This window comes from Rathayibacter sp. PhB179, from assembly GCF_004345345.1.
Classification (GTDB): Bacteria; Actinomycetota; Actinomycetes; order Actinomycetales; family Microbacteriaceae; genus Rathayibacter; species Rathayibacter festucae.
This window is the reverse complement of sequence record NZ_SLVD01000004.1, coordinates 277,096-298,525: the sequence shown is the minus strand read 5'-3', so window position 1 is coordinate 298,525 and position 21,430 is coordinate 277,096. Positions and strand designations below refer to the sequence as shown.

Sequence of the window (21,430 nt, the reverse complement as noted above, 5' to 3'; positions counted from 1 at the left end):
GTCCCGTGGGCCAACGTGCCCGTATTGGCTCTCTCCTCGATCGGATCGGCCCTCCAGGCTGAACTCGAAGCGGCGACCGTGCCGCCCCGACGCCGAGGTCGAACACCCTGACCTCGTCGTCCGACGAGGAGGTCCGGATGAATGACAGCGCAGGACAGACCGACAGCGCAGGACGAACCGACAGCGCTGAGCAGACCGACAGCGCGGAGCCGACGAGACGGCACCGCATCGCGGTGGTGGGCGCCGGCGGTGTGAGCGAGATGCACTTCGACGGCTTCCGCCTGCGGCCCGAGCGGATCGACGTGGTCGCCGTGATCGACCCCTCGCCCGAGCGGCGCGAGTGGGCCGTCTCGACCTACGGCGTGCCGAGCGCCTTCGCCAGCATCGCGGAGGCCCTCGCGGCCGTCGAGTTCGACGTCGCCGTGGTCTGCACCCCCAGCCACGTCCGGCTCGAGACCGTCCGCGAGCTCGCCGCGGCCGGCAAGCACCTCCTGGTCGAGAAGCCCTTCGCCGACGGGATCGACGAGGCGCGCGAGCTGGTCCGCATCACCGACGAGGCGGGAGTGCAGCTGGCGGTCGACCAGAACTTCCGCGAGCACTACGGCTTCGAGCTCGCCCGCGAGCTGATCCAGGCGGGCCGGGTCGGGCGGGTCCGCGTGATCAACCACCGCGAGCTGATGCACCGCGTCGACGAGGGCTGGCGCAACGATCAGCCCCACCACGCACTGATGGTGATGGGCGTGCACTGGCTCGACGGCTTCCGCCGGCTGATCGATCAGGACGCCACCTGGCTCACCGCCACCACGTTCTCGTCGCCGTCCGTGCCCGCCGTCGGCGAGACCGACGCGAACCTGCAGATCCGCTTCGGCGACGTCACCGTCACCTACACCGACAGCTTCTCGAGCTGGATCACCCAGTGGGACACCATCGTCCTGGGCGACGAGGGCACCCTGCACATCACCGGCGGCGGCATCGTCCTCGCCGGCCCCGGCGGCACGGAGCGGATCGAGAACCCGCTGTCGACGGGCGAGGCGAAGCCGCTCACCGCCTACGGCGCGCTGGCCGGCCTCCTCGACGCCGTCGAGACCGGGGTCGAGGCGCCCAACTCCGGCCGCGACAACCTCAAGACGGTGTCCCTGATCGACGGGGCCTACCGCTCGGCCGAGACGGGTGCGCCGATCGATCTGGTGGACGGGCTCCTGCCATGACCACGGTGCTGGAGCCGCCGCGGCGCACGCCCGCGCCGCCGCCCGCGGTGACCCCGCCGGCGCGCACTCCCGTCGCGGCGTTCCGGGAGGTCCTCCAGGTCCGCGCCTTCGCGATCCCGCTGCTCATCGTGTTCGCGGTGCTGTTCGCGTATCCGCTGGTGCAGTCGCTCTACTGGAGCTTCACCGACTTCGGCGGCTACAGCACCGAGGTGTCCTTCGTCGGCCTCGACAACTACGCGGCGATCTTCACCGACCCGTCGATGATCGCCGGCCTCGGCTTCACGATCCTCTTCACGCTCGGCACGACGGTCCTCGTCACGGTGATCGCGATCCCGGCCGCGGTCGTGCTCAACCGGGCCTTCCTCGGCCGGAACTTCGTCCGCTCGGTCTTCTTCTTCCCGTCGATCCCGAGCGTCGCGATCCTCGGCCTCGTCTGGGGGTTCATCCTCTCGCCGCTCGGCTCCGGCGCCCTGAACTCGCTGCTGCGGAGCACCCTCGGCATCGGACCCGTGCCGTGGCTGTCCGACTCCGCCCTCGCCCAGCTCTCGGTGATCGTCGTGGGGGTGTGGTCGACCGCCGGCTGGCACGCGATCCTCTACCTCGCCTACCTGCAGTCCATCCCGGCCGATCTCTACGAGGTCGCGACGGTGGACGGGGCGAGCGCGCTGCAGAAGTTCCGGCACATCACCGTTCCGCTGCTCACCCCGGCGCTGACGATCAGCTGCCTGCTGCTGATGACCAGCGGCCTCAAGGTCTACGAGCTGCCGTTCACGCTGACCAGCGGCGGACCCGGATTCTCGACGAACACGATCACGCAGACGATCATCCAGAACGGCATCTCGCAGGCCCAGTTCGGGCGCGCCTCCGCCCTCGCGGTCGTCTTCATGCTGCTCGTCGGCGCGATCGTCGCCGTGCAGCTCCTGCTCTCGAACCGACTCGAACGGAGGACGTCATGAGCCGCACCGTCGCCGCTCCCGCGCCCGCGACCGCCCCCGATCCGGCGAGCACTCCTGCCCCCGCCCGCACCGCCGCCCGGCGCTCGGAGGTCCTGCGGCCGGGCGCCCTGCTCACCAGCGCGATCATGCTGCCGCTGGCGCTGATCGTCGGCCTGCCGTTCTACTACATCGTCGTCAACACCTTCAAGACGCAGGCCGAGACGGCCGCCGCGCCGCTCGCGCTGCCGACGGTCTGGCGGCTCGACACCTACACCCGCGTGCTCGAGAGCGTGCCGATCGTGCAGGCCTTCGGCAACACGCTGCTGATCACCGCCGTCTCGATCGTGCTGATGCTGCTGATCGGCTCGCTGGCCGCCTTCTCGGTGATCCTGCGCCGATCGCGGTTCGTCACGATCGTCTTCGTGATCGCCTTCCTCGTGCCCGGGCAGGTGACGCTGATCCCGCTCTACCGGCTCTTCGCACAGCTCGGCCTCGTCGACTCGCTGTGGGGGCTGATCCTGATGTACACCGCGGGATCGGTCTTCTGCTACTTCCTGATCGTCGGCTACATGCGCACCATTCCGGGCGAGATGATCGAGGCCGCCAAGCTCGACGGCGCGAGCCCGTTCCAGATCTACTGGCGCATTGCGCTCCCCCTCATCCGCCCGATCCTGATCACGGTCGGCGTGTTCCAGACGATGTGGGTGTGGAACGACTTCCTCACCCCGGTCGTCTTCCTCAGCTCCCCGCAGAACCAGACGCTGGTGCTGCAGGTGTACAAGGCGGTCGGCGAGTTCTCGGTCGACTGGCCGGCGTTCCTCGCCCTCTCCGTCCTCGCCCTGATCCCGATGGTGATCTTCTTCGTCGCCATGCAGCGGCACATCGTGAACGGCCTCCTCGCCGGCAGCGTCAAGGGCTGACCCCTCCCTCTCCTCTCCTTCTCCTCTCTCTTCTAGAACTCTCCTCTCCTTCTCCTCTCTCTTCTAGAAAGCGAATCCTGCAATGACGCACAGATCCCGCACCCGCACCCGACTGCGCACCGCGCTCCTCGGCGGTGTCGCGCTCGCCCTCGTGCTCAGCGGCTGCTCCGCCGCCGGTGGCGACGGCCGCACGACCCTCACCTTCATGACCTGGGACAACCCCGAGGTCATGGAGCCGGTGGTCGCCGCCTTCGAGGAGGCGAACCCCGACATCCGCGTCGAGGTCTCGCACGCCCCTCCGGTGGCCGAGTACATCTCGACGCTGCAGAACCGGCTGCTGGCCGGCACCGCCGCCGACGTCTTCGTGATGGGCTCCGAGAACAAGACGAATCTCATCGACGGCGAGCTCGTCGTCGACATCACCGACGAGCCCTACATGGACGTCGTCGCGCCCCTCAACAAGGAGATCCGCGGCAGGGACGGCCGCACCTACGGCCTCTCGATCTCGTCCTGGTCGACGGGGCTGGCCTACGACGCCGATCTCGTGGCGTCGCTCGGCTACGACGAGTTCCCGACCGAGTGGGACGACTTCGTGCAGCTGCTGCGCGACCTCAAGGAGACGGGCACGACCCCGTACCTCGAGCCGTGGAGCGCGCTGCCCGACAGCATCGCCTCGAGCGTCGGCGCCGCGAACGCCCGCAACGGCGTGAGCGATCTCGACGCCTTCGACGGCGGCGGCTCCTTCGAGGAGAACTGGGCGGAGCCGCTCGGCCAGTGGGCCGAGCTGTTCGACGAGGGCCTGATCTCGCAGGACGTCGTCGGAGTGAACGGCGACCAGGTGCTGGAGGAGTTCGTCACCGGGCGCGCCGCGATGATCCCGATGGGTCCGTGGAACGTCACGAAGGTGCCGGAGCTGAACCCCGACCTGAACTGGGAGATCGCGGGCTTCCCGCAGCCCGACGGCGAGCCCTGGTTCTCGGGCAACGCCTCACCCGGCTGGGTGATCAACGCGAAGGCGAAGCAGCCGGCGGCCGCGCAGGCCTTCCTCGGCTTCCTCGCCAGCCCCGAGGGCGTCGCCGCCTTCCAGAAGGCGACCAACTCGATGACGACGACGACCAACTACGAGCCCGCGATCGACGAGCACCTCGCACCCAACCTGCTCGCTCTGCAGGAGGACCGGGTGTACCTGCCGCAGGCCGCCTGGCCGCGCTACCAGGACGCGCTGAACGTCGAGATGGTCGCGCAGCTGCAGCTGATGGCGCAGGGGCAGCTGACTCCGGCGGAGGTCGGCGCGGCGCTGGACGCGAAGGTCGCGCAGCTCGGGGGCTGACGCTCTCGGCGCCCGGCCTGTCCGGGCCGGGCGCCCCTTGATGACGTATCGACTACGACGAAGGAGACGACATGATCGAGAACCAGACCCGCCGCGGTGGCTTCGTGCCCGCCGGAGGCGCCACCACTGTCCCGCAGGACTGGGGGCGTCTCGAGTGGATGATCGCCGGTTCGGAGGGGAACTCCGACGTCCTCACCGTCGGCAAGTGCTTCATCCAGCCCGGCCGCAACAACCCCGTGCACCACCACCCCAACTGCGACGAGGTGCTCACCGTGATCCGCGGCCGAATCCGCAACCGGGTGAACGACGACTACGTAGAGATGGGCCCCGGCGACACCATCTCGATCCCTCTCGGCGCCACCCACAACGCCGTGAACATCGGCGACGAGGAGTGCGAGCTGCTCATCGTGTTCGACACGGCCGAGCGCGAGGTGATCGGAGAATGAGCGTGTCGCGGCTGGCGTTCTCGAAGTTCTTGGAGCCGGCGGAGGTTCCGGTGCTGGTGTCGAGCTTCCGGGCGGAGGGGTACGAAGGACTGCAGCTGAAAGGGGCGCAGTACGCCGAGTACGTGGGTGATCCCTCTCGTGCCCTCGCCTCGCTGGGAGAGGATCCGGGCATCTACTCGGCGCTGATCACCGGGGATTCTCTGGACGAGGCGGGGCAGGAGCGGATCGCGGCGACCATCGCGTTCGCCGCGGCGGTGGGGGCCGAGCGGATCGTGTTCTGCCACGGGCATCCGCACGAGGGGGTGGATGCTGCGATGCGGCGCTCGTTCGCCTCGACGCTGACCGATATCGCCTCTCGGTCGCGGGACGCCGGCGTGGCGTTCTCGCTGCACCACCACACGGACCAGCCGGTGATGGAGCTCGCGGACTTCCGCGAGTTCTTCGACGGGAGGGAGCCGGGGGTGCTCGGGCTGACCGTCGACACGGCGCATCTGGCGCGCTCGGGGGTCGAGGACCTGCCGGGCTTCATCGACGAGTTCGGGGCCTTCGTGGACAACCTGCACCTGAAGGACTACTCGATCCCGGTCGGGCGGGATGGGGAGTGGCGGGTCGCCGGGGAGGGCGTGCTCGACCTGGGCGGGGTGCTGAAGGCGCTCGGGCGGGCGGCGTACGCCGGGTGGATCTGCGTCGACGAGGAGAGTGAGGCGACGCTGGAGGAGGGGCTGCGGCGGTCGAAGGGGTGGCTGGCGCGGCGGGATCTGGGCGCTGTGCGGTCGCCGGCGTGACCGTCCGCCCGCCGGCTGCGGCTGCCATGGCGTGACCACGAAGTCGACCGGCTCGATCCCGCTCGCCGAGCTGCTGCCGCCGGGCCTCGCCCGCCCTGCTTGAATGAGTCGATGACCTCCCGCGCCGACCACCTCGCCGACTTCGCCGAGTTCCTCACCGCCTCGCCCTCCTCCTTCCACGCCGCGGCGGAGACCGCGCGGCGACTGGCGGCGGCGGGGTTCGAGTCCGTCGACGAGACCGCCGCGTGGCCCTCGGAGCCCGGGCGCTACTTCGTCCTCCGCGACGGGGCGGTCATCGCCTGGCACGTCCCGGCCGGGGCCACCGCGGTGACGCCGTTCCGCATCCTCGGCGCGCACACCGACTCCCCCGGCTTCAAGCTGAAGCCGCGACCGACGGTCGAGTCGAAGGGCTGGCTGCAGGCCGGCGTCGAGGTCTACGGCGGACCGCTGCTCAACTCCTGGCTCGACCGCGAGCTCGAGCTGGCCGGCCGCATCGTCACCCGCGACGGCGCCGAGGTGCTCGTGCGCACCGGCCCGTTCCTGCGCATCCCGCAGCTCGCGATCCACCTCGACCGCGAGGCGAACGACGGCCTGAAGCTCGACCGGCAGAAGCACACCGTCCCCGTCTACGGCCTGGGCGACGCGGACGGGAACGACCTGCTCGAGATCCTCGCCGCGAAGGCCGGGCTCGACGGTGCCGCCGACATCGCCGGCTACGACCTCATCACCGCGGACACCCAGCCGCCCGCGCGCTTCGGCCTCGACGACGCGCTCTTCGCGGCCGGGCGGATGGACGACCTCAGCTCGGTGCACGCGGGGCTCGTCGCGCTGCTCGCGGCGAGCGGCACGGATGCGGACGCCGCCGCCGCGCCGGGGCACATCAGCATGCTCGCCGCCTTCGATCACGAGGAGCTCGGCTCGGCCAGCCGCTCCGGAGCGAGCGGGCCCTTCCTCGAGGACGTGCTCACCCGCGTCGGCGCCGCCCTCGGCGCGGGTGTCGACGAGCGCGCCCGCGCGATGGCGCGGTCCTGGTGCCTCTCCGCCGACGCCGGCCACTCCGTGCACCCGAACTACCCGGAGAAGCACGACCCGGTGAACCAGCCGGTCGCCGGCAAGGGCCCGCTGCTCAAGATCAACGCCTCGCAGCGCTACGCGACCGACGCCCGCGGCGCCGCGCTCTGGGCCGGAGTGTGCGCGCGGGCCGGAGTGGAGTTCCAGGAGTTCGTCTCGAACAACACGGTCCCCTGCGGCTCCACGATCGGGCCGCTCACCGCCACCCGGCTCGGGATCTCGACCGTCGACGTCGGCGTCCCGCTGCTGTCGATGCACTCCGCGCGCGAGCTCGCCCACGTCGACGACCTCGTCGCGCTGACCCGCGCGATCGAGGCGTTCTTCACGTCGGCCGGCTGACGCCGGCGGGCCTGCAGGCCGGCGTCTCGACGGGGGCGGATCTCGATACGCACGCTGCGCGCGCTACTCGATCAGCATGAAAGGGGCGCGCTGCGCGCTCTGCTCGATCAGCACGGGGGGGGCGCTCGACCTGCATGGCGGGGCACTGAGCGCACTGCCCGATCAGCACGGCGGGGCGCTGCGCGCGCTGCTCGATCAGCACGGCGGGGCACTGCGCGATCAGCACGGCGGGGCACTGCGCGCCCTGCCCGATCACAAGGTGCCTCTGCAGCACCATGCTGGTCGAGTAGCCCCGCAGGGGCGTATCGAGACCCGCCCTCCTCGGCAGCGCCGGTCCGGAGACGCGGTCCTCCGACGTGGGCGGGACGGCCCCGCACGGATCGCAACCCCCTTGCCGCGCCACCCGAGCACGGGGTGCCCTGGTGCATGCGCGAAGTGAAGCTCGTCCGTCTCGTCAGCCGTCTCGAGAACGAGGCCGCCCTCGATCCGCTCGTCGACCGGGTCAAGAAGGTGGTCGACGCGGTCATCCGGCCGCAGCCCGTGCGGGACGTGCTGCACGGCGTCCCGATCGGGCACCCGGTGCATCCGCTGCTCGTGCTCGTGCCGACCGGCGCGTGGGTGTCGGCGGCGGTCCTCGATCTGCTGCCCGGCAACGAGCGCGCGGCGCGCACCCTCATCGGCCTGGGGATCGTCAGCGTGCTGCCCACCGCCGCCGCCGGCTACACCGACTGGTCCGAGCTGCATGAGCAGCAGAAGCGCGTCGGGCTCGTCCACGCGGCGGCCAACGTCGCCGGGACCGTCCTCTACACCGCATCCTTCGTCCAGCGCGTGCGCGGGCGGCGCACCAGCGGGAAGGTGCTCAGCGCGCTCGGTCTCGCGGTCGTCTCCGGCGGCGGCTACCTCGGCGGCCACCTCAGCTACCGCCAGGCGGCCGGCGCGAACCACACCGAGGACGTGCCGCACCGCTTCCCCACCGGCTGGCAGACCCTCGGCCAGCTCGCCGAGCTGCCGCAGAACTCCCCCGTGAAGAGGACCGTCGCCGAGACCCCGCTGCTCGCCGTCCGCCGCGGCGACCGCGTCGACGTCCTCTCGAACGTCTGCAGCCACCTCTCCGGCCCCCTCGACGAGGGCGAGCTCCGCGGCACCGGCGCCGACGCCTGCATCACCTGCCCCTGGCACGCGAGCGCCTTCTCGCTCGAGACCGGCGAGGTCGTCCGCGGCCCCGCCACCTCGCCCCAGCCGCGTTTCGAGACGCGCGTCACCGACGGCCTGGTGGAGGTTCTGCTGCCGCACGCGGGGTGAGCGGGACCCCTGCGGCGCGCCTCAGTCCACTCGCGGCCAGTCGCTCGTCAGCGACGCCTCGATCGCCCGGTGCCGGAACCCGTACAGCTTCCCTCGGTCGATGATCCCGCGGACGGTGTCGAGACGCTGCGCCGTCGTCCCCACCTCCGACGGCTTCGACAGACCGAGCGCGCGGGCGATCCGGGTCAGCGACCGATCGCGGGCCGGCAGAACCGCCATCGCTTCGAGGAAGGCGCGCTCTCGCGCGGGCAGCCGGCCGAGGATCCGCTCGACATGAGCGGCCGCCTCCCGCTGCACGCCTCGCCAGCCCGCAAGCACCTGCCGGCGCGTGATCGTGGCGTCGGTGCCCGCGTACCAAGCGCTCTCCCCGGCCAGCTGGAACAGGAACGGCTCACCCCGGCAGAGGTCGACGATCGCCGCGACGGCGTCGGCCTCCATCCGGATGCGGCCCGTCCCACCCGCGCCGTCCGCGACCTCCCAGCCGGGCAGCACGAAGTCCTGCAGCGCCGCGACGATGTCGTCGTCGTCGATGGCCGTCAGCACGGTCGTCTTGAAGCGGCGAGCGAAGGTGGCGCCCTTCTGGCGGCCGGCGCGGTCCTCGAAGTCGGGCAAGCCGGTGAGGTAGACCGCGATGGGCAGGAAGCGGGTCACCTGTACGCCGCCCGGCAGCGCGACCGTCTCCTCGTGGGTGATGGCATCGCCGAGCGCGATCAGCAGCTGCGAGAGGCCGCTCTCGTCGGCGATGTTCTGCACCTCGTCGAGGTGCACGAGCACGACGACGTCCTGCGCGATCGCGGCCCGGCCCACCTCGACGAGCAGCTCGGTCAGCGCGGTGTGCGCCTCCGGGCCGTCCTGTCCGCGGAGGGTGAGCGACAGCCCGGATGCAGCGACCGCCTGCACGCGCTCGAGGAGGGCCGCGATCCGCTTCTCCCGGGCCGTCGGCAGACCGGCGGCCTCGGCGAGAGCGAGCAGGGCGGCGGCCACGAGCTTCAGCGGGTCGGCGCCCGACGGGATGCGCAGCTGCGGAGTCACCCAGTCGCCGTCCACTGAGGCGTCGCGGGCGATCCGCCGCACCAGGGCGGACTTGCCGAGTCCGGGCTCGCCGAGGATCGTGCGGCCGCGCTCGGGGAGGCCTCGCGCGAGGCGGGGACGGAGCACGTCACGCCAATCGCTCAGCTGCGTCGTCCGCCCCGCCCAGATCTCGGGCACCGCGTCGGAGCCGGGACTGAACGGGTTGTCGAGGGAGTTGCGCATGTTGATAATGTTATCAACTCGACCATCGGCGATAATGTTATCGCCGCTGTGATCGCCCGCTCACCCGCTCCGCCGCTCCTCCGCCAGCGCGGCGAGCTGCTCGCGGCAGCGCGCCAGCAGCGCGTCCTTCTGCTGCTGCGGCTCCAGCGGGTACAGCTCGCCGGGGCGGGTCCAGTCGGCCGTGGCCGGGATCGCGGCCTCCTCGTCGATCCACTCGGAGAAGGCCGTCGTCAGGCGGTCGGCCTCGGCGCGGCGCCCGAGCGCCAGGAGCGCGCGGATCGCGGAGACCGTCTGCTCGTCGTAGTGCGGCGCCGTCACGGCGTCGCCGGTCAGCCCGGCGGCCGCCTCCCAGTCGTCGGCGGCGCCCGCGTCGTCGCCGAGGCGCGCCCGCGCGGCACCGCGGCGGAGCAGCAGCCCGGCGGGGACGGCCGACGGCGGGCGCTCCTCGCCGAGACAGGCGGGCGGCGCGAGGGCGGCGCAGAGGAAGGTCAGCGCATCGGCGGGCGACGACGCGTCGGCGAGCGCGATCATCGTCGCGTCCCAGACCTCGAGCACGCGCCCCTCGGGCACCCGGCTCCCCGGGCCCTCCCCCTGCCCGAGCACCCGGCCCAGCAGCAGGCCCTGAGCGCGACCCGCTCGGCCGTCCGCGACCAGCAGCGCCGCGTACTCGAGGGTCAGATCGTCGCGCTCGAGGACGAGCGCCTCGTTCTCCTCGAGGAGGGCGAGTCGCCCCTCGTGCCCGAGGAGCACCCGGAGCCGGTCGTACTCGACGAGGAGCCCCGCGTCGCCGGGGGCGAGGTGCCGAGCGCGCTCGAGGTAGGCGAGCCCCGCCTCGGCGTCGCCGTACGCGGTGCAGGAGGCCGCCGCCAGCGCGCGCAGCGCGACCACCCGCACCCACGCCCTCGGGTCGTGCGCGGCGGCGGACCACGAGGCAGCGAAGGCGTCCTCGACGCGGCCCACCGCGGAGTACCAGCCGCCGAGGAGGAAGCGGGCGGTGGTGTCCTCGGCGTCGGCCGCCTCCAGCGCCTCGACGTCCTCGAGGCGGACCGGGCGGCAGCCCTCGAGCGGCGCCTGCTGCGCGATCCGCCGGGCGGCCCGTGCCTGGTCGGGCCGACCCTGCCGCTCGTGCAGCAGTGCGGCGTGGTAGTGCACCAGCGGCACCACCCCGGTCCGCTCGGCGGGGGTGCGCCGCGCGGCATCGGCCGCGAGCGCGAGGGCGAGCAGGCGCAGTGCGTCGTCCGGCAGCCCCGCGTCGCGGTACTCCAGCGCGACGTCGAGCAGTGCGTCGGCGTCGGCGTCGAGCGGGCGGCCGGCGAGGTCGCGCGCCCAGTGGTCGAGCGGATCGCGCGCGAGCACGCTCTCGAGCAGCGCCCTCGACTGCTGCGCCCGCCGGCCGCGCCGGAGTACGACGGCGAGCAGGACCGTCGCCCGCGCGTGCTGCCCGTCGATCGCGCGCACCTCGCGCAGCACGGCCTCGGCCTCCTCGAGACGGTCCGCCGCCAGAAGGAGCCGCCCGAGCGCGACACCGGACGCGACGCGCCAGGTTCTCGCCCTCCGCGCCGTGCTCAGAGCCTCGAGCGCCTCCTCCGGCCGTCCCTGCCGGGCGAGGAGCTCGCCCAGCCGGTGGTGCGCCTCGCCGTCGGCCGGCACCACGCCCAGGGAGGTCAGCCGCTCGATCGCGGAGCGGAGGTGGCCCTCCGCCTCGTCGAAGCGGGCCGCGACGGCGAGCGACCGCGCGAGCGCGACATGGCAGCGGGTGTCGCCGGGGTCCCGCCAGACCGCCTCCTCCCAGTAGTGCTCGGGCGCGCATCCGGAGCGCGGGCGCTCCTCGAGGTGCAGACCGAGGAGGAACAGCTCGTCGTTGGACGCGACGTCCTCCGGAGCGGGTGGCGGGGGCGGAGGCGCAGCGCTTCCCCTGGACGTTCCACTGGTACTGTCTGCGGAAATGGCAGCGCTGTCATCGAGCATGACGCCCAGTCAAGATGAGATCCGAGGCCGGAACGGAGGACGGAACCCGTGGAACTTCTGGACGGAACGCTGATGAGGTGCGCACGGACGCCGACGATCCTCGGGGCGGGCTTCCCGGGCGAGACGATGCACGTCCTGCCGCGCCCCCGCGTCCGGGAGGCGCTGACGCAGCCGGGGACGTCGCACCTCCTGGTCACCGACTGCGGCCACTTCCCCGAGGCGCGCGGGCACGGACGAGTGCGCACCAGCCCGATCGCGGACGCCGTCGTCCTGGTCTGCACCCGGGGTTCCGGCTGGTGCACGACGGCGGCGGGCACCTTCGCCGTGACCGCGGGGCAGATCGTCCTGCTGCCGCCCGGTGAGCCGCACGGCTACGGGGCCGATGCCGCCGACCCGTGGACGCTGTGGTGGCTGCACCTCGCCGGCAGCGATCTGCCCGAGTTCCTGCAGGCCGCGCGCGCCACGGTCGACGCTCCGGTGCGCACCCTGTCCGACGTCTACGCCGCGGTCGCGCTGATCTCGGCGGCGATCACGCACCTGGGCTGCGACTCGACGACGAACAGCCTGCTCGCCGCATCGGGCGCCGGCTGGCACCTGCTGGCGATCCTCGCCTCGGACCGCCCGCCCGGCGACGCGCGCAGCACCGCCCTCGACCGGGCCGCGCAGTTCCTCCACGACCACCCCGCCGAGCGGATCGAGGTGGCGGAGCTCGCCTCGATGGCGTGCCTGAGCCCGTCGCACTTCGCGGCCCTCTTCCGGCGCCGCTTCGGAATGCCGGTGCTGCAGTACCGGACCGAGCTGCGGATGGCGCGGGCCCGCGAGCTGCTCGACATGACGGAGCGGCCGATCGCCGAGGTGGCCGCCGCCGCCGGCTACGAGGACTCCTTCTACTTCGCCCGGCAGTTCAAGCGGATCCACGGCCTGACTCCGCACGCGTACCGGACTCGGAACTGAGCGGAGCGGAGGACTGCGGCGCGGGCGCGGTCCCCCAGGTCTCCCCGGACTCCCCGGACGCCAGGACGAGGCCGTTCAGCCGCCGCTGCAGCTCGACGTTCGACCAGCCCGGGTGCTGCGGCGCGGAGTTGGAGCCGACGAGCGTTCCCCAGTAGCCGAGGTCGATGCAGCGCTGGACGGCGTAGCCGGCGAGGACCCGGCCGGCCGGCCCGTCCTCGAACTCCGCCTCCAACGGCGTGTAGCCGATCCAGCCCTCGCCGACCACGGCGGGGATTCCGCGGCGGCGCGCCCAGGTCGCGACCGCGCGCAGCCGGACGTCGATCGCCTCCCGCATCGCGACCTCGTAGCGGCCGTAGTGCGAGTAGAGCCAGGAGTCCCACGCGACCGGATCGACCCGGTCGTAGGCGTAGAACATGCTCGGGCTGATGCCGGTCGCCGCGAGCCGCCACGGTTCGACGGTGTGCGCCAGGGCGTCGAACTCGGGCGCCCCCTCGCGCAGCAGCGATCTCAGCTCGGCGCTCGGGAACACCGGCGGCTCGGCCCGCACTCCCGCCCACTCCTCCAGCGCCGCGAGGACCCCGTAGACGTAGAAGTGCACGTGCGCGACCTGCGCGTTCTCCGGCACGGAGTCGAGGTCGAGGTACGGCGGGATCCCGTAGCAGACGGTCGACAGGACGTCCGGATGATCCGCCTGCAGGATCTCCAGCGCGGCGGTCAGGTACGGCTTCTGCGCCCAGAAGGTGTCGAGCCCCTCCGCCGGCACCTCGCCCAGCCGGGACAGGTCGACCTCGTTGTGCACCTCGACGTAGGCGATGCGGTCGGCCAGCCCCTCGGCCTCGAGGAAGGCGATCAGCCGCGATTCGGCGCGCGCGAGAGCCTCGTGGCGCTCGGTCGGCGGGATCGCCGCCAGCATGTCGTGCCAGGACGAGTCGCTGAGGAACGCGGGGCTCTGCTGGTACTCCCAGGAGGAGACGATGACGAACACGTCGTGCGCGGCGGCCTGGCGGAACAGCTCGACCAGGCGCGCCCGCAGGTCGAGCACGGCGCCGCCGACGGCGTCGTACCAGCGCGTGCCCCGGCCGACGTCACCGCCCATGTTCGAGAAGCGCAGCTGCGAGGTGTCGATCGAGTGGTCGCCGAACAGCAGGAGCGGAGCCGCGCAGATCCGGACCGTGTTGCAGCCGCGCTCCACCGCCTCGTCGAACGCGCGCCCGAGGTCGTGGAAGGGCTCGCCCGGCATCGTCCGCGTGTACCAGGAGAAGTCCCAGAGCGAGAGGGTCAGCCGCGGCGGCAGGTGAGCGGGCGGGCGGGGTGAGCGGGTCGCGCGGGTCATGCCGGGTGCTCCTTCGGGCCGGAACGGTGCTCCCACGCTAGGCCTCGTGCCGCCCGATCCGCACGGGCGATCCTCCGCAGAAGACTGGAGGATTCGCTGATCACCCAGGAACCGCCACAGATGCCTTGTCTGCGCCACCTGGACGATGGGACGGTCGACCGACCGGTGCGGCGCGAACGCGCCGCGGCTCAGCCGCGCGGTGCCGCGACGGACCCGCCCGGGCGCCACGGCCCGCCGATGCGCTCCTGCAGCAGCAGCGCGGCCGGATCGGCGAGACGGGCGAGCAGCGCCTCCACCCCGCGGCGGCCGAGGGCGTGGCCCGGGGCGACGAGCAGATCGAGCGCGGGGTCGGCGAGGTCCGCGACGTCGGGGTCGGAGGCGAGCAGCACGATCGAGAGGTCTTCGGGCACCCGCACGCCGCGGTGGCGCAGCTCGTGCGCGAAGCCGACGGCCGCGCCGCCGTTGATCACCAGCACCGCCGTCGCCGTCTCCGGGTCGAGCGAGCGGGCCAGCGCGCGCCCGCCGGCGGGCGTCTCCTCGCAGTGCAGGAGCGCGGCGGCCAGTCCGCGGGCCGCGGCCGCCCGCTCGAACGCCTCCCGGGTCCGCGCGTAGGGGCCGAAGTCGGCGCCGCCCTCCGGCCCGAGCACGAGCGCGACCCGGCGGTGCCCCAGGGCGGTCAGGCGCTCGAGCGCCTCCTCGACCATGCCCTCGAAGTCGATGTCCACCCAGTCGAGCGCCGAGGGGTCGCGGGTGCGGCCGAGCAGGGCGAACGGGGTGCCGGAGTCGCGCAGGACCGCCACCCGCTCGTCGTCCGACGTCACCTGCATCAGCACGACGCCGTCGAGCAGGCCGTCGGCGCGCAGATCGGCGAGCTTCTCCGCGCCGCCGACCGTGGGCCAGAGCACGATCGAGTAGCCGCTCTCGGCGGCCGCCTCGGCGGCGCCGGCGAGGAACGTCGTCGCGGTGTTCAGCGGACGCGAGGGGACCAGCGGGTAGACGATCGCGATCATCATCGAGCGCCGGCGGGCCAGCGCCCGGGCGAGGGCGTGCGGGCGGTAGCCGAGCTCGCGCATCGCCTCCCGGACCCGCTCAGCCGTCTCCGGCGAGACCGGCTTGCTGGCGTTGACGACGAAGGAGACGGTCGCGATCGACACGCCCGCGCGGCGCGCGACGTCCTGCATGGTCGCCATCGCGCCTCCCTCCGCTCGACGCGCCCCGCCGCGGTTGACGCGGGGGCGCGGTGTCCCGCAGTCTAGGAGCACTCGCCGGTAAAGCGCTTAACCGCTGCACCGGCGCACTCGACACCTCCGACGAAGAAGGACCCTCCGTGACCACACCCGCCGCTCCCCTCCGCGTCCTCGTCTGGGGCGAGAACCGCCACGAGCAGATCGAGGAGAAGGTCCGCGCGATCTACCCCGACGGCATGCACACGACGATCGCCGCCGGCATCACCGAGAACCTCGGCGAGCGCGCGACCGTCTCGACCACCACGCTCGACGAGCCCGAGCACGGCCTCACCGAGGAGGTCCTCGCCGGCACCGACGTGCTGGTCTGGTGGGGCCACATGGCGCACGACGCCGTCGCCGACGAGATCGTCGAGCGCGTGCAGCGCCACGTCCTCTCCGGCATGGGGCTCGTCGTCCTGCACTCCGGCCACTGGTCGAAGATCTTCGGGAAGCTGATGGGCACCACCTGCACGCTGCGCTGGCGCTCGGCCGAGGACCGCGAGATCGTCTGGACCGTCGACCCGACGCACCCCATCGCGCAGGGCGTGCCGCACCCCTTCACGATCCCGCAGCAGGAGATGTACGGCGAGTTCTTCGACGTCCCCGCGCCCGACGAGCTGATCTTCCTCTCCACCTTCTCGGGCGGCGAGGTCTTCCGCTCCGGGATGACCTGGAAGCGCGGCCACGGGAGGATCTTCTTCTTCTCGCCCGGCGACCAGGACTTCCCCGTCTACCACCACGCCGACGTCCGCCGCGTGATCGCGAACGGCGTCGAGTGGGCGCACTCCGACCGTCCCGAGCGCCGCCTGCCCGTGCTGCAGCGCTACGAGTCCGGCGAGTTCTTCACCGGCGAGGACTACCAGGGGGCGCTCGTCCGATGACCGTCCGTCTCGTCCAGGTCGGAGCGGGCGCCATGGGGCGCGCGTGGATCCGCACCATCCGCGACCACCCCGACGCCGAGCTGGTCGGCCTCGTCGACCTCGACGTCGCGCTCGCCGAGCGGGCCGCCGAGGAGGAGGGGGTCGGGCCGATCGCGGTCGGCAGCTCCGTCGCCGAGGTCGCCGCGCGCTCCGGCGCCGACGCGGTCGTCAACGTCACCGTGCCGCGCGCGCACCTGCCGGTGAGCAGCGAGGCGCTCTTCGCGGGGCTGCCGGTGCTGTCGGAGAAGCCGATCGCGCCGACGATCGCCGAGTCGCTGATCCTCGCCGCGACGAGCGAGGTCGCCGGGCGGCTGCTGATGACCAGCCAGTCGCGGCGGTACTACCCCGCGATCGCGGCGTTCCGCGAGCAGGTCGCCGGGCTCGGAGAGCTCGGAACGGCGTCGGTCCTGTTCGCGAAGGCGCCGCACTTCGGCGGCTTCCGCGAGGAGATGCCGCACGTGCTGCTGGTCGACATGGCGATCCACGCCTTCGACGCGGCGCGCTACGTCCTGGACCGCGACCCGGTCGCCGTCTACTGCGAGGAGTACAACCCGGGCTGGAGCTGGTACGCCGACGGTGCCGCGGCGAGCGCCGTCTTCGAGTTCGCCGGCGGCGTCCGCTTCAGCTACACCGGCAGCTGGTGCGCCGACGGGCTCGAGACGTCCTGGAACGGCGACTGGCGCGTGACCGGCGCGGGCGGCACCGCGCACTGGGACGGCGACGGCGCGCCCTCCTGGCAGGCACAGGAGTCGGAGGCGGTGCAGACCGCGACGCTCGAGCCCGGCCCGCAGGAGATCGCCGGCTCGCTCGCCGAGTTCGTGCGCGTGCTGGGGACCGGCGCCGTGCCCTCGGGCGAGGTGCACGCGAACGTGCGGAGCCTCGCGATGGTCGAGGCGGCGGTGCGCTCCTCCGAGACGGGCGCGCGCGTCCGCATCGACGACGTCCTCGAGGAGGGCTACGCCGAGGCCCTCGGCCTCGCGCGCGACGAGCGCGTGCGCGCCGCCCTGGCCGGCTGGGGCTCGGCGGCGGCAGGCCTCGCGGCCCGCTGACCCGACGGGCGAGGGCGCGCGGACCCATGCTGGTCGAGTAGCCGCGGCACGCGGCCCCATTCATGCTGGTCGAGTAGCCGCGGCACGCGGCGTATCGAGACCCACCGTCCTCAGCAGGACGGCTCTGCAGACTCCACTTCTGGCGCGGGCTGATCTCGATACGGCCGCTCCGCGCCCTACTCGATCAGCATGCATTCCCCCGCGCGGACAAGGTCGGCACGCCCCCTTCCATGCTGGTCGAGTAGCCGCGGCACGCGGCGTATCGAGACCCACCGTCCCCAGCAGGACGGCTCTGCAGACCCCTCTTCTGACGCAGGTGGATCTCGTCACGGCCGCTCCGCGCCCTACTCGATCAGCATGCATCCCCCGCACGTCGGCGCTCCATGCTGGTCGAGTAGCCGCGGCACGCGGCGTATCGAGACCCAGCCGCCCCCGGGCGTTCGCCCGCCGGACACGTGCGCGCGCCGCGGCGTTCACCCGGAGGGGCCAGCGTGGGCGGGTTCCTTCGAAACCGCTCAGGAGACCCGTGCCCCGTCACTTCGCCCCCCGCCGCACCGCCGGCGCCGCGCTCACCCTCGTCCTCGCGAGCTGCACCGTCGGCGCCGCACTGCCCGCCACCGCCGCCGGCGACTCCTTCTTCACCCGCGTCGCCACGGTGCCCGCGTACCTCAACGCCGCCGACCCGGCCGTCGACTCCGCCGTCGCCGAGATCTCCAGCGCCTCGCCCGACGGCCGCCTGGTCTACTCCACCGACTCCGCCGGCCAGCGGATCAACGTCCTCGACATCAGCGACCCGGATGCGCCGAAGCCCCTCGGCGGCGTCGGCGTCGGCGGCGAGCCCACCTCGGTCTACGCGACCGGCGAGTACGTGCTCGCGGTCGTCGACACCTCCGACGGCGACTTCGCGAACCCCTCGGGCCACGTCAGCGTCCTGCACGCCAGCGACCTCGCCCCGGTCGCGACGATCGAGCTCGGCGGCCAGCCCGACTCCATCGACGTCACCACCGCCGGCGACCTCGCCGTCATCGCGATCGAGAACCAGCGCGACGAGGAGTTCACGCCCGAGGGCGCCGAGGAGGGCGACCTCCCGCAGGCCCCCGCGGGCGAGCTCGTCGTCATGGACCTCACCGCCGACCCGTCCGCCTGGGTCGCCGAGCACATCGCGCTCACCGGCCTCGCGGGCCTCGACACCCCGAGCGACCCGGAGCCCGAGTACGTCTCGATCAACCCCGCCGACACCGCCGTCGCGGTGACCCTGCAGGAGAACAACGCCGTCGCGATCCTCGACCTGGCGACCCGCACCGTCACCGCGTCCTACTCGGCCGGCACCGCCTCCGTCTCCGGGATCGACACCCTCGACGACGACCGCATCGCGCTGACCGACTCGATCACCGACGTCCCGCGCGAGCCCGACGCGATCGGCTGGGTCGGCGACGACCACGTCGCGATCGCGAACGAGGGCGACTGGAAGGGCGGCACCCGCGGCTGGTCGATCCTCGACGCGGCCTCCGGCGCCGTGGTCTGGGACGCCGGCAACACCTTCGACCACCTCGCCGTCAGCCTCGGCCTCTACCCCGACAAGCGGTCCGACGCGAAGGGCTCCGAGCCGGAGGGACTGCTCTCGGCGACCTTCGACGGCGTGCCGTACGTCTTCGTCGGCGCCGAGCGCGCCAACTTCGTCGCGGTCTACGACGTCTCCGACCCCACCGCGCCCCGTCTCGTGCAGGCGCTGCCGTCCACGCCCGGTCCGGAGGGGCTGCTCGCCCTGCCCGAGCGCGACCTGCTGGTCGTCTCGAGCGAGACCGACGACGCCGAGGCGGCGGTGCGCGCGAGCGTGCAGCTCTACGCGCTCGGCGCCTCCGCCCCGGCCTTCCCGACCATCGCGTCGGCCGACGTCGACGGCTCGCCGCTGCCGTGGGGTGCGCTCTCCGGCCTGTCGGGCGACCCGGCCGCCGCGGATCGTCTCTACGCCGTGAGCGACAGCGCGTATGCGCCGAGCACGATCCACTCGGTCGACACCTCGGTCGTCCCGGCGCTGATCGACTCCACGCTGACCGTGACGGAGGCGGGTGAGCCGGCAGCCCTCGACCTCGAGGGCATCGCCGCGCGCGAGGACGGCGGCTTCTGGGCCGTGACCGAGGGCGCGACCGGGCCGGAGAACGCGCTGCTGCGCCTGGACGCCTCCGCCGCGGTGCTCGAGCGGATCGCGCTCCCCGCCGAGCTGGGCGACGCGCTCGGCTCGCAGGGTTTCGAGGGCGTCACGATCGAGGCGGGCGAGGGCGGCGAGATCGTCTGGACCGCACTGCAGCGGGAGGCGTCGACCGACGCCGACGGGATCGTCCGAATCGGACGCTACGACGTCGCGGCAGGCAGCTGGAGCTTCTTCGGCTACCCGCTGGAGGCGCCGTCCGGCGCCGAGGGCGACTGGAACGGCCTCTCCGAGATCACGCTGACGCCCGCCGGGACCCTCGCGGTCATCGAGCGCGACAAGCGCAACGGACCGGATGCGGCGCTCAAGGCCGTGTACACGGTGCCGCTGCCGACCGGCCCGGGCGCCGCGATCGGCGAGGAGCTCCCCGTGCTGGAGAAGACGCTCGCCGTCGACGTCCTGCCCGCGCTCGAGGCCGGCCACGGCTGGACGCAGGAGAAGCTCGAGGGCCTGGGCATCACCGGCGCCGGCGAGGTCTTCGCGGTCACCGACAACGACGGCGTCGACGACGCGAACGGCGAGACGGTGCTCGCGTCACTCGGCTCCGCGGAGGACGTGTTCGGAGCGGCGGTGACGCCGACCCCGGTGCCGACGACCGAGCCGACCGCGGTGCCGACGGCCGAGCCCACGGCTGAGCCGACCGATGCGCCCACCGCACAGCCCACGGCCGAGCCCACCACCTCGCCGACCGCGCAGCCCACGGCCGCGCCGACGCACCCCGCCGGTGCCGTGCCGCCGCGGACGGGCTCGGGCTCCGGCTCGCTCGCCTCGACCGGTGTCGAGACCGGCTGGCTCTCGGCCGCCGCGCTGTCCCTCCTCGCCGGCGGAGCCCTCGTGCTCGGCCTCGCCCGGAGGCGCCGCACGGCGCGCTGACGCCGCGAGATCTCGAGACGTCCGCTGCACATGCTGGTCGAGTAGCCGCGGCACGCGGCCCCGCATGCTGGTCGAGTAGCCGCGGCACGCGGCGTATCGAGACCCACCGTCGTCGACACGGCGGGCCTGCAGACGCCACTTCTGGCGCCGGTGGATCTCGATACGCCCGCTGCGCGGGCTACTCGATCAGCATGGAGGACCCGCTCCGCGAGCAACTCGATCAGCAGGGTGCGCGGCCCCGCTCGCCGAGGACCTCCGGCACGCGGAAACACCTCCGGCTCGTCGAATCCGTGGATTCCGACGAGCCGGAGGTCGTTTCGCGTGCCGGAGGTGCGGCCCGGGGGTCAGCTGCCGGAGGGGGCGTCCGACTCCTCGGGGGTGGCGGTGTCGCTCGGGACGGAGGGGGTCGCACCGGCGTCGGGAGCGTCACCGGCGGCGGGGCCGGTGCCGGGCCGCGCGGGACCGGCGGGCGCCTCACCGGCGGCCGGGGGCGCGGGCGGGGTCGGCGCGGAGCCGTCCGCCGGGGGCGTCGGGAGCGCGCAGTCACCCGAGGGCGCGGCCGGCGGGGTCGGCGGGGTCACGGCGTCGCCGTCCGCGGGCGCGGCGGGAGGGGTCGGGAGGACTCCGTCGGCGGGCGGGGTCGCCGTCGCGCCGTCGGCAGGAGCGGCGGGAGGCGTGGGCGCCTCGCCGTCGGCAGGGGCCGCGGGCGGGGTCGGCGTCTCGCCGTCGGCGGGAGCGGCCGGAGGCGTCGGCGCCTCGCCGTCAGCGGGTGCCGCCGGAGGGGTCGGCATCGAGCCGTCCGCGGGGGGCGTGGGCGCCTCGCCGTCCGCGGGAGCGGCGGGCGGAGTCGGCGCCTCGCCGTCGGCGGGCGCGGCCGGCGGGGTCGGCATCGACCCGTCCGCACCGGGCGCCGGGGGCTTCGGCAGTCCGGCGCCCGTGGGTCCGCAGGCGGCCGGGCCGGTCGAGGCCGGGCCGGTGAGGGTCGGCGCGTCGCTGGAGTCCGGGGTCGGCGTCGCACTGGCCGTCGCGCTCGGCGTCGTCTCGATCGTGCTCGAGCTCGTCGAGCCGGAGGTGGGCGCGGAATCGGCGAAGGCGGCGGTCGATCCGATCGCGGCGAAGCCGAGGGCGCCGGCCGCGATGCAGAGGGCGATGGCACGGGTCCGGGGCCGGCGCGGGCCGAAGCCCTGGCCCTCAGTACCCGAGCCCTGGGTTCCGGGGGTGCGGCTGTCGGGGTTCTTGCTCATGGGAGTCTCCTCGGTCCGGCCCGGTGCCGTTCCCGTTCGGGAGCGGTTGCGGCCGGTTCCATTT

General features: G+C 73.3%; 17 protein-coding genes. 12 read left to right on the top strand and 5 right to left on the bottom strand.

All coding sequences use genetic code 11. The annotated features are described in order from the left end of the window. The first annotated feature begins 137 nt into the window (after positions 1-137). The 8 genes from EDF43_RS10850 to EDF43_RS10815 all read left to right on the top strand — a co-directional run bounded on the left by EDF43_RS10850 (position 138) and on the right by EDF43_RS10815 (position 8,336). Positions 138-1,208, top strand: coding sequence for a Gfo/Idh/MocA family oxidoreductase (locus EDF43_RS10850; RefSeq protein ID WP_132436799.1), 1,071 nt, complete (start codon positions 138-140; stop codon positions 1,206-1,208). Continuing rightward, positions 1,205-2,164 carry a sugar ABC transporter permease gene (locus EDF43_RS10845; RefSeq protein WP_123736385.1) on the top strand — a complete coding sequence of 320 codons (960 nt, stop codon included), beginning with the start codon at positions 1,205-1,207 and terminating at the stop codon, positions 2,162-2,164. Before EDF43_RS10850 ends, EDF43_RS10845 begins: the two co-directional genes overlap by 4 nt. Beyond that, entirely contained in the window at positions 2,161-3,063 is a 903-nt protein-coding gene (locus EDF43_RS10840; RefSeq protein ID WP_132436797.1) for a carbohydrate ABC transporter permease, read from the top strand. Before EDF43_RS10845 ends, EDF43_RS10840 begins: the two co-directional genes overlap by 4 nt. 82 nt (positions 3,064-3,145) lie before the next feature. Beyond that, positions 3,146-4,393 carry an extracellular solute-binding protein gene (locus EDF43_RS10835; protein ID WP_132436795.1) on the top strand — a complete coding sequence of 416 codons (1,248 nt, stop codon included), beginning with the start codon at positions 3,146-3,148 and terminating at the stop codon, positions 4,391-4,393. A gap of 71 nt (positions 4,394-4,464) precedes the next feature. Next, on the top strand, positions 4,465-4,839 hold the full coding sequence (locus tag EDF43_RS10830) for a cupin domain-containing protein (protein WP_132436793.1): 375 nt from the start codon (positions 4,465-4,467) through the stop codon (positions 4,837-4,839). Between the two features lie 2 nt (positions 4,840-4,841). Further along, positions 4,842-5,624 (top strand): sugar phosphate isomerase/epimerase, encoded by a 783-nt coding sequence (locus tag EDF43_RS10825; RefSeq protein WP_165909081.1) that lies wholly within the window; start codon positions 4,842-4,844, stop codon positions 5,622-5,624. A 111-nt stretch (positions 5,625-5,735) separates the two neighbouring features. Next, positions 5,736-7,034 (top strand): M18 family aminopeptidase, encoded by a 1,299-nt coding sequence (locus tag EDF43_RS10820; RefSeq protein ID WP_132436789.1) that lies wholly within the window; start codon positions 5,736-5,738, stop codon positions 7,032-7,034. A gap of 426 nt (positions 7,035-7,460) precedes the next feature. Continuing rightward, the gene (locus EDF43_RS10815) at positions 7,461-8,336 is read left to right on the top strand and encodes a Rieske 2Fe-2S domain-containing protein (RefSeq protein ID WP_132436787.1); all 876 of its coding nucleotides are present in this window, start codon (positions 7,461-7,463) and stop codon (positions 8,334-8,336) included. Positions 8,337-8,357: 21 nt separating this feature from the next. Here the strand turns inward: EDF43_RS10815 and EDF43_RS10810 are convergent, their stop codons facing one another. Both EDF43_RS10810 and EDF43_RS10805 read right to left on the bottom strand, forming a co-directional pair. After that, on the bottom strand, positions 8,358-9,590 hold the full coding sequence (locus EDF43_RS10810) for an AAA family ATPase (protein WP_132436785.1): 1,233 nt from the start codon (positions 9,588-9,590) through the stop codon (positions 8,358-8,360). A 60-nt stretch (positions 9,591-9,650) separates the two neighbouring features. Continuing rightward, complete coding sequence (locus EDF43_RS10805) at positions 9,651-11,558, bottom strand: hypothetical protein (protein WP_132436783.1); 1,908 nt, start codon at positions 11,556-11,558, stop codon at positions 9,651-9,653. A gap of 72 nt (positions 11,559-11,630) precedes the next feature. Between EDF43_RS10805 and EDF43_RS10800 the strand changes: the two genes are divergently transcribed. Next, a complete protein-coding gene (locus tag EDF43_RS10800) occupies positions 11,631-12,512 on the top strand; it encodes an AraC family transcriptional regulator (protein WP_132436781.1) in 882 nt (293 codons plus the stop codon). Here EDF43_RS10800 and EDF43_RS10795 read toward each other — a convergent pair. Continuing rightward, complete coding sequence (locus EDF43_RS10795) at positions 12,463-13,845, bottom strand: cellulase-like family protein (protein WP_132436779.1); 1,383 nt, start codon at positions 13,843-13,845, stop codon at positions 12,463-12,465. The genes EDF43_RS10800 and EDF43_RS10795 overlap by 50 nt on opposite strands. A gap of 188 nt (positions 13,846-14,033) precedes the next feature. Then, complete coding sequence (locus EDF43_RS10790; RefSeq protein ID WP_132436777.1) at positions 14,034-15,035, bottom strand: LacI family DNA-binding transcriptional regulator; 1,002 nt, start codon at positions 15,033-15,035, stop codon at positions 14,034-14,036. A 137-nt stretch (positions 15,036-15,172) separates the two neighbouring features. Here EDF43_RS10790 and EDF43_RS10785 point away from each other — a divergent pair, with 137 nt between their 5' ends. The 3 genes from EDF43_RS10785 (at position 15,173) to EDF43_RS10775 (ending at position 20,122) form a co-directional block, all read left to right on the top strand. Next, positions 15,173-15,952, top strand: a complete 780-nt coding sequence (locus tag EDF43_RS10785; protein WP_132436775.1) for a ThuA domain-containing protein — start codon at positions 15,173-15,175, stop codon at positions 15,950-15,952. Continuing rightward, positions 15,949-17,040: a Gfo/Idh/MocA family oxidoreductase gene (locus EDF43_RS10780; RefSeq protein WP_123736396.1), complete on the top strand. Its 1,092-nt coding sequence runs from the start codon at positions 15,949-15,951 to the stop codon at positions 17,038-17,040. The genes EDF43_RS10785 and EDF43_RS10780 overlap by 4 nt, the downstream gene beginning before the upstream one ends. Before the next feature lie 526 nt (positions 17,041-17,566). Then, entirely contained in the window at positions 17,567-20,122 is a 2,556-nt protein-coding gene (locus EDF43_RS10775; RefSeq protein ID WP_132436773.1) for an esterase-like activity of phytase family protein, read from the top strand. Positions 20,123-20,466: 344 nt separating this feature from the next. On the opposite strand, the gene EDF43_RS10770 is transcribed toward EDF43_RS10775, so the two are convergent. Continuing rightward, positions 20,467-21,366 carry a hypothetical protein gene (locus EDF43_RS10770; RefSeq protein WP_132436771.1) on the bottom strand — a complete coding sequence of 300 codons (900 nt, stop codon included), beginning with the start codon at positions 21,364-21,366 and terminating at the stop codon, positions 20,467-20,469. Between the last annotated feature and the right edge of the window lie 64 nt (positions 21,367-21,430).

Excerpts from the sequence above, each read along its gene's own strand:
- EDF43_RS10770 (WP_132436771.1), bottom strand. The coding sequence starts at position 21,366 with ATGAGCAAGAACCCCGACAGCCGCACCCCCGGAACCCAGGGCTCGGGT.
- EDF43_RS10830 (WP_132436793.1), top strand. The coding sequence starts at position 4,465 with ATGATCGAGAACCAGACCCGCCGCGGTGGCTTCGTGCCCGCCGGAGGC.
- EDF43_RS10805 (WP_132436783.1), bottom strand. The coding sequence starts at position 11,558 with ATGCTCGATGACAGCGCTGCCATTTCCGCAGACAGTACCAGTGGAACG.
- EDF43_RS10800 (WP_132436781.1), top strand. The coding sequence starts at position 11,631 with ATGAGGTGCGCACGGACGCCGACGATCCTCGGGGCGGGCTTCCCGGGC.
- EDF43_RS10815 (WP_132436787.1), top strand. The coding sequence starts at position 7,461 with ATGCGCGAAGTGAAGCTCGTCCGTCTCGTCAGCCGTCTCGAGAACGAG.
- EDF43_RS10835 (WP_132436795.1), top strand. The coding sequence starts at position 3,146 with ATGACGCACAGATCCCGCACCCGCACCCGACTGCGCACCGCGCTCCTC.
- EDF43_RS10790 (WP_132436777.1), bottom strand. The coding sequence starts at position 15,035 with ATGGCGACCATGCAGGACGTCGCGCGCCGCGCGGGCGTGTCGATCGCG.
- EDF43_RS10845 (WP_123736385.1), top strand. The coding sequence starts at position 1,205 with ATGACCACGGTGCTGGAGCCGCCGCGGCGCACGCCCGCGCCGCCGCCC.
- EDF43_RS10780 (WP_123736396.1), top strand. The coding sequence starts at position 15,949 with ATGACCGTCCGTCTCGTCCAGGTCGGAGCGGGCGCCATGGGGCGCGCG.
- EDF43_RS10795 (WP_132436779.1), bottom strand. The coding sequence starts at position 13,845 with ATGACCCGCGCGACCCGCTCACCCCGCCCGCCCGCTCACCTGCCGCCG.
- EDF43_RS10820 (WP_132436789.1), top strand. The coding sequence starts at position 5,736 with ATGACCTCCCGCGCCGACCACCTCGCCGACTTCGCCGAGTTCCTCACC.
- EDF43_RS10810 (WP_132436785.1), bottom strand. The coding sequence starts at position 9,590 with ATGCGCAACTCCCTCGACAACCCGTTCAGTCCCGGCTCCGACGCGGTG.
- EDF43_RS10850 (WP_132436799.1), top strand. The coding sequence starts at position 138 with ATGAATGACAGCGCAGGACAGACCGACAGCGCAGGACGAACCGACAGC.
- EDF43_RS10840 (WP_132436797.1), top strand. The coding sequence starts at position 2,161 with ATGAGCCGCACCGTCGCCGCTCCCGCGCCCGCGACCGCCCCCGATCCG.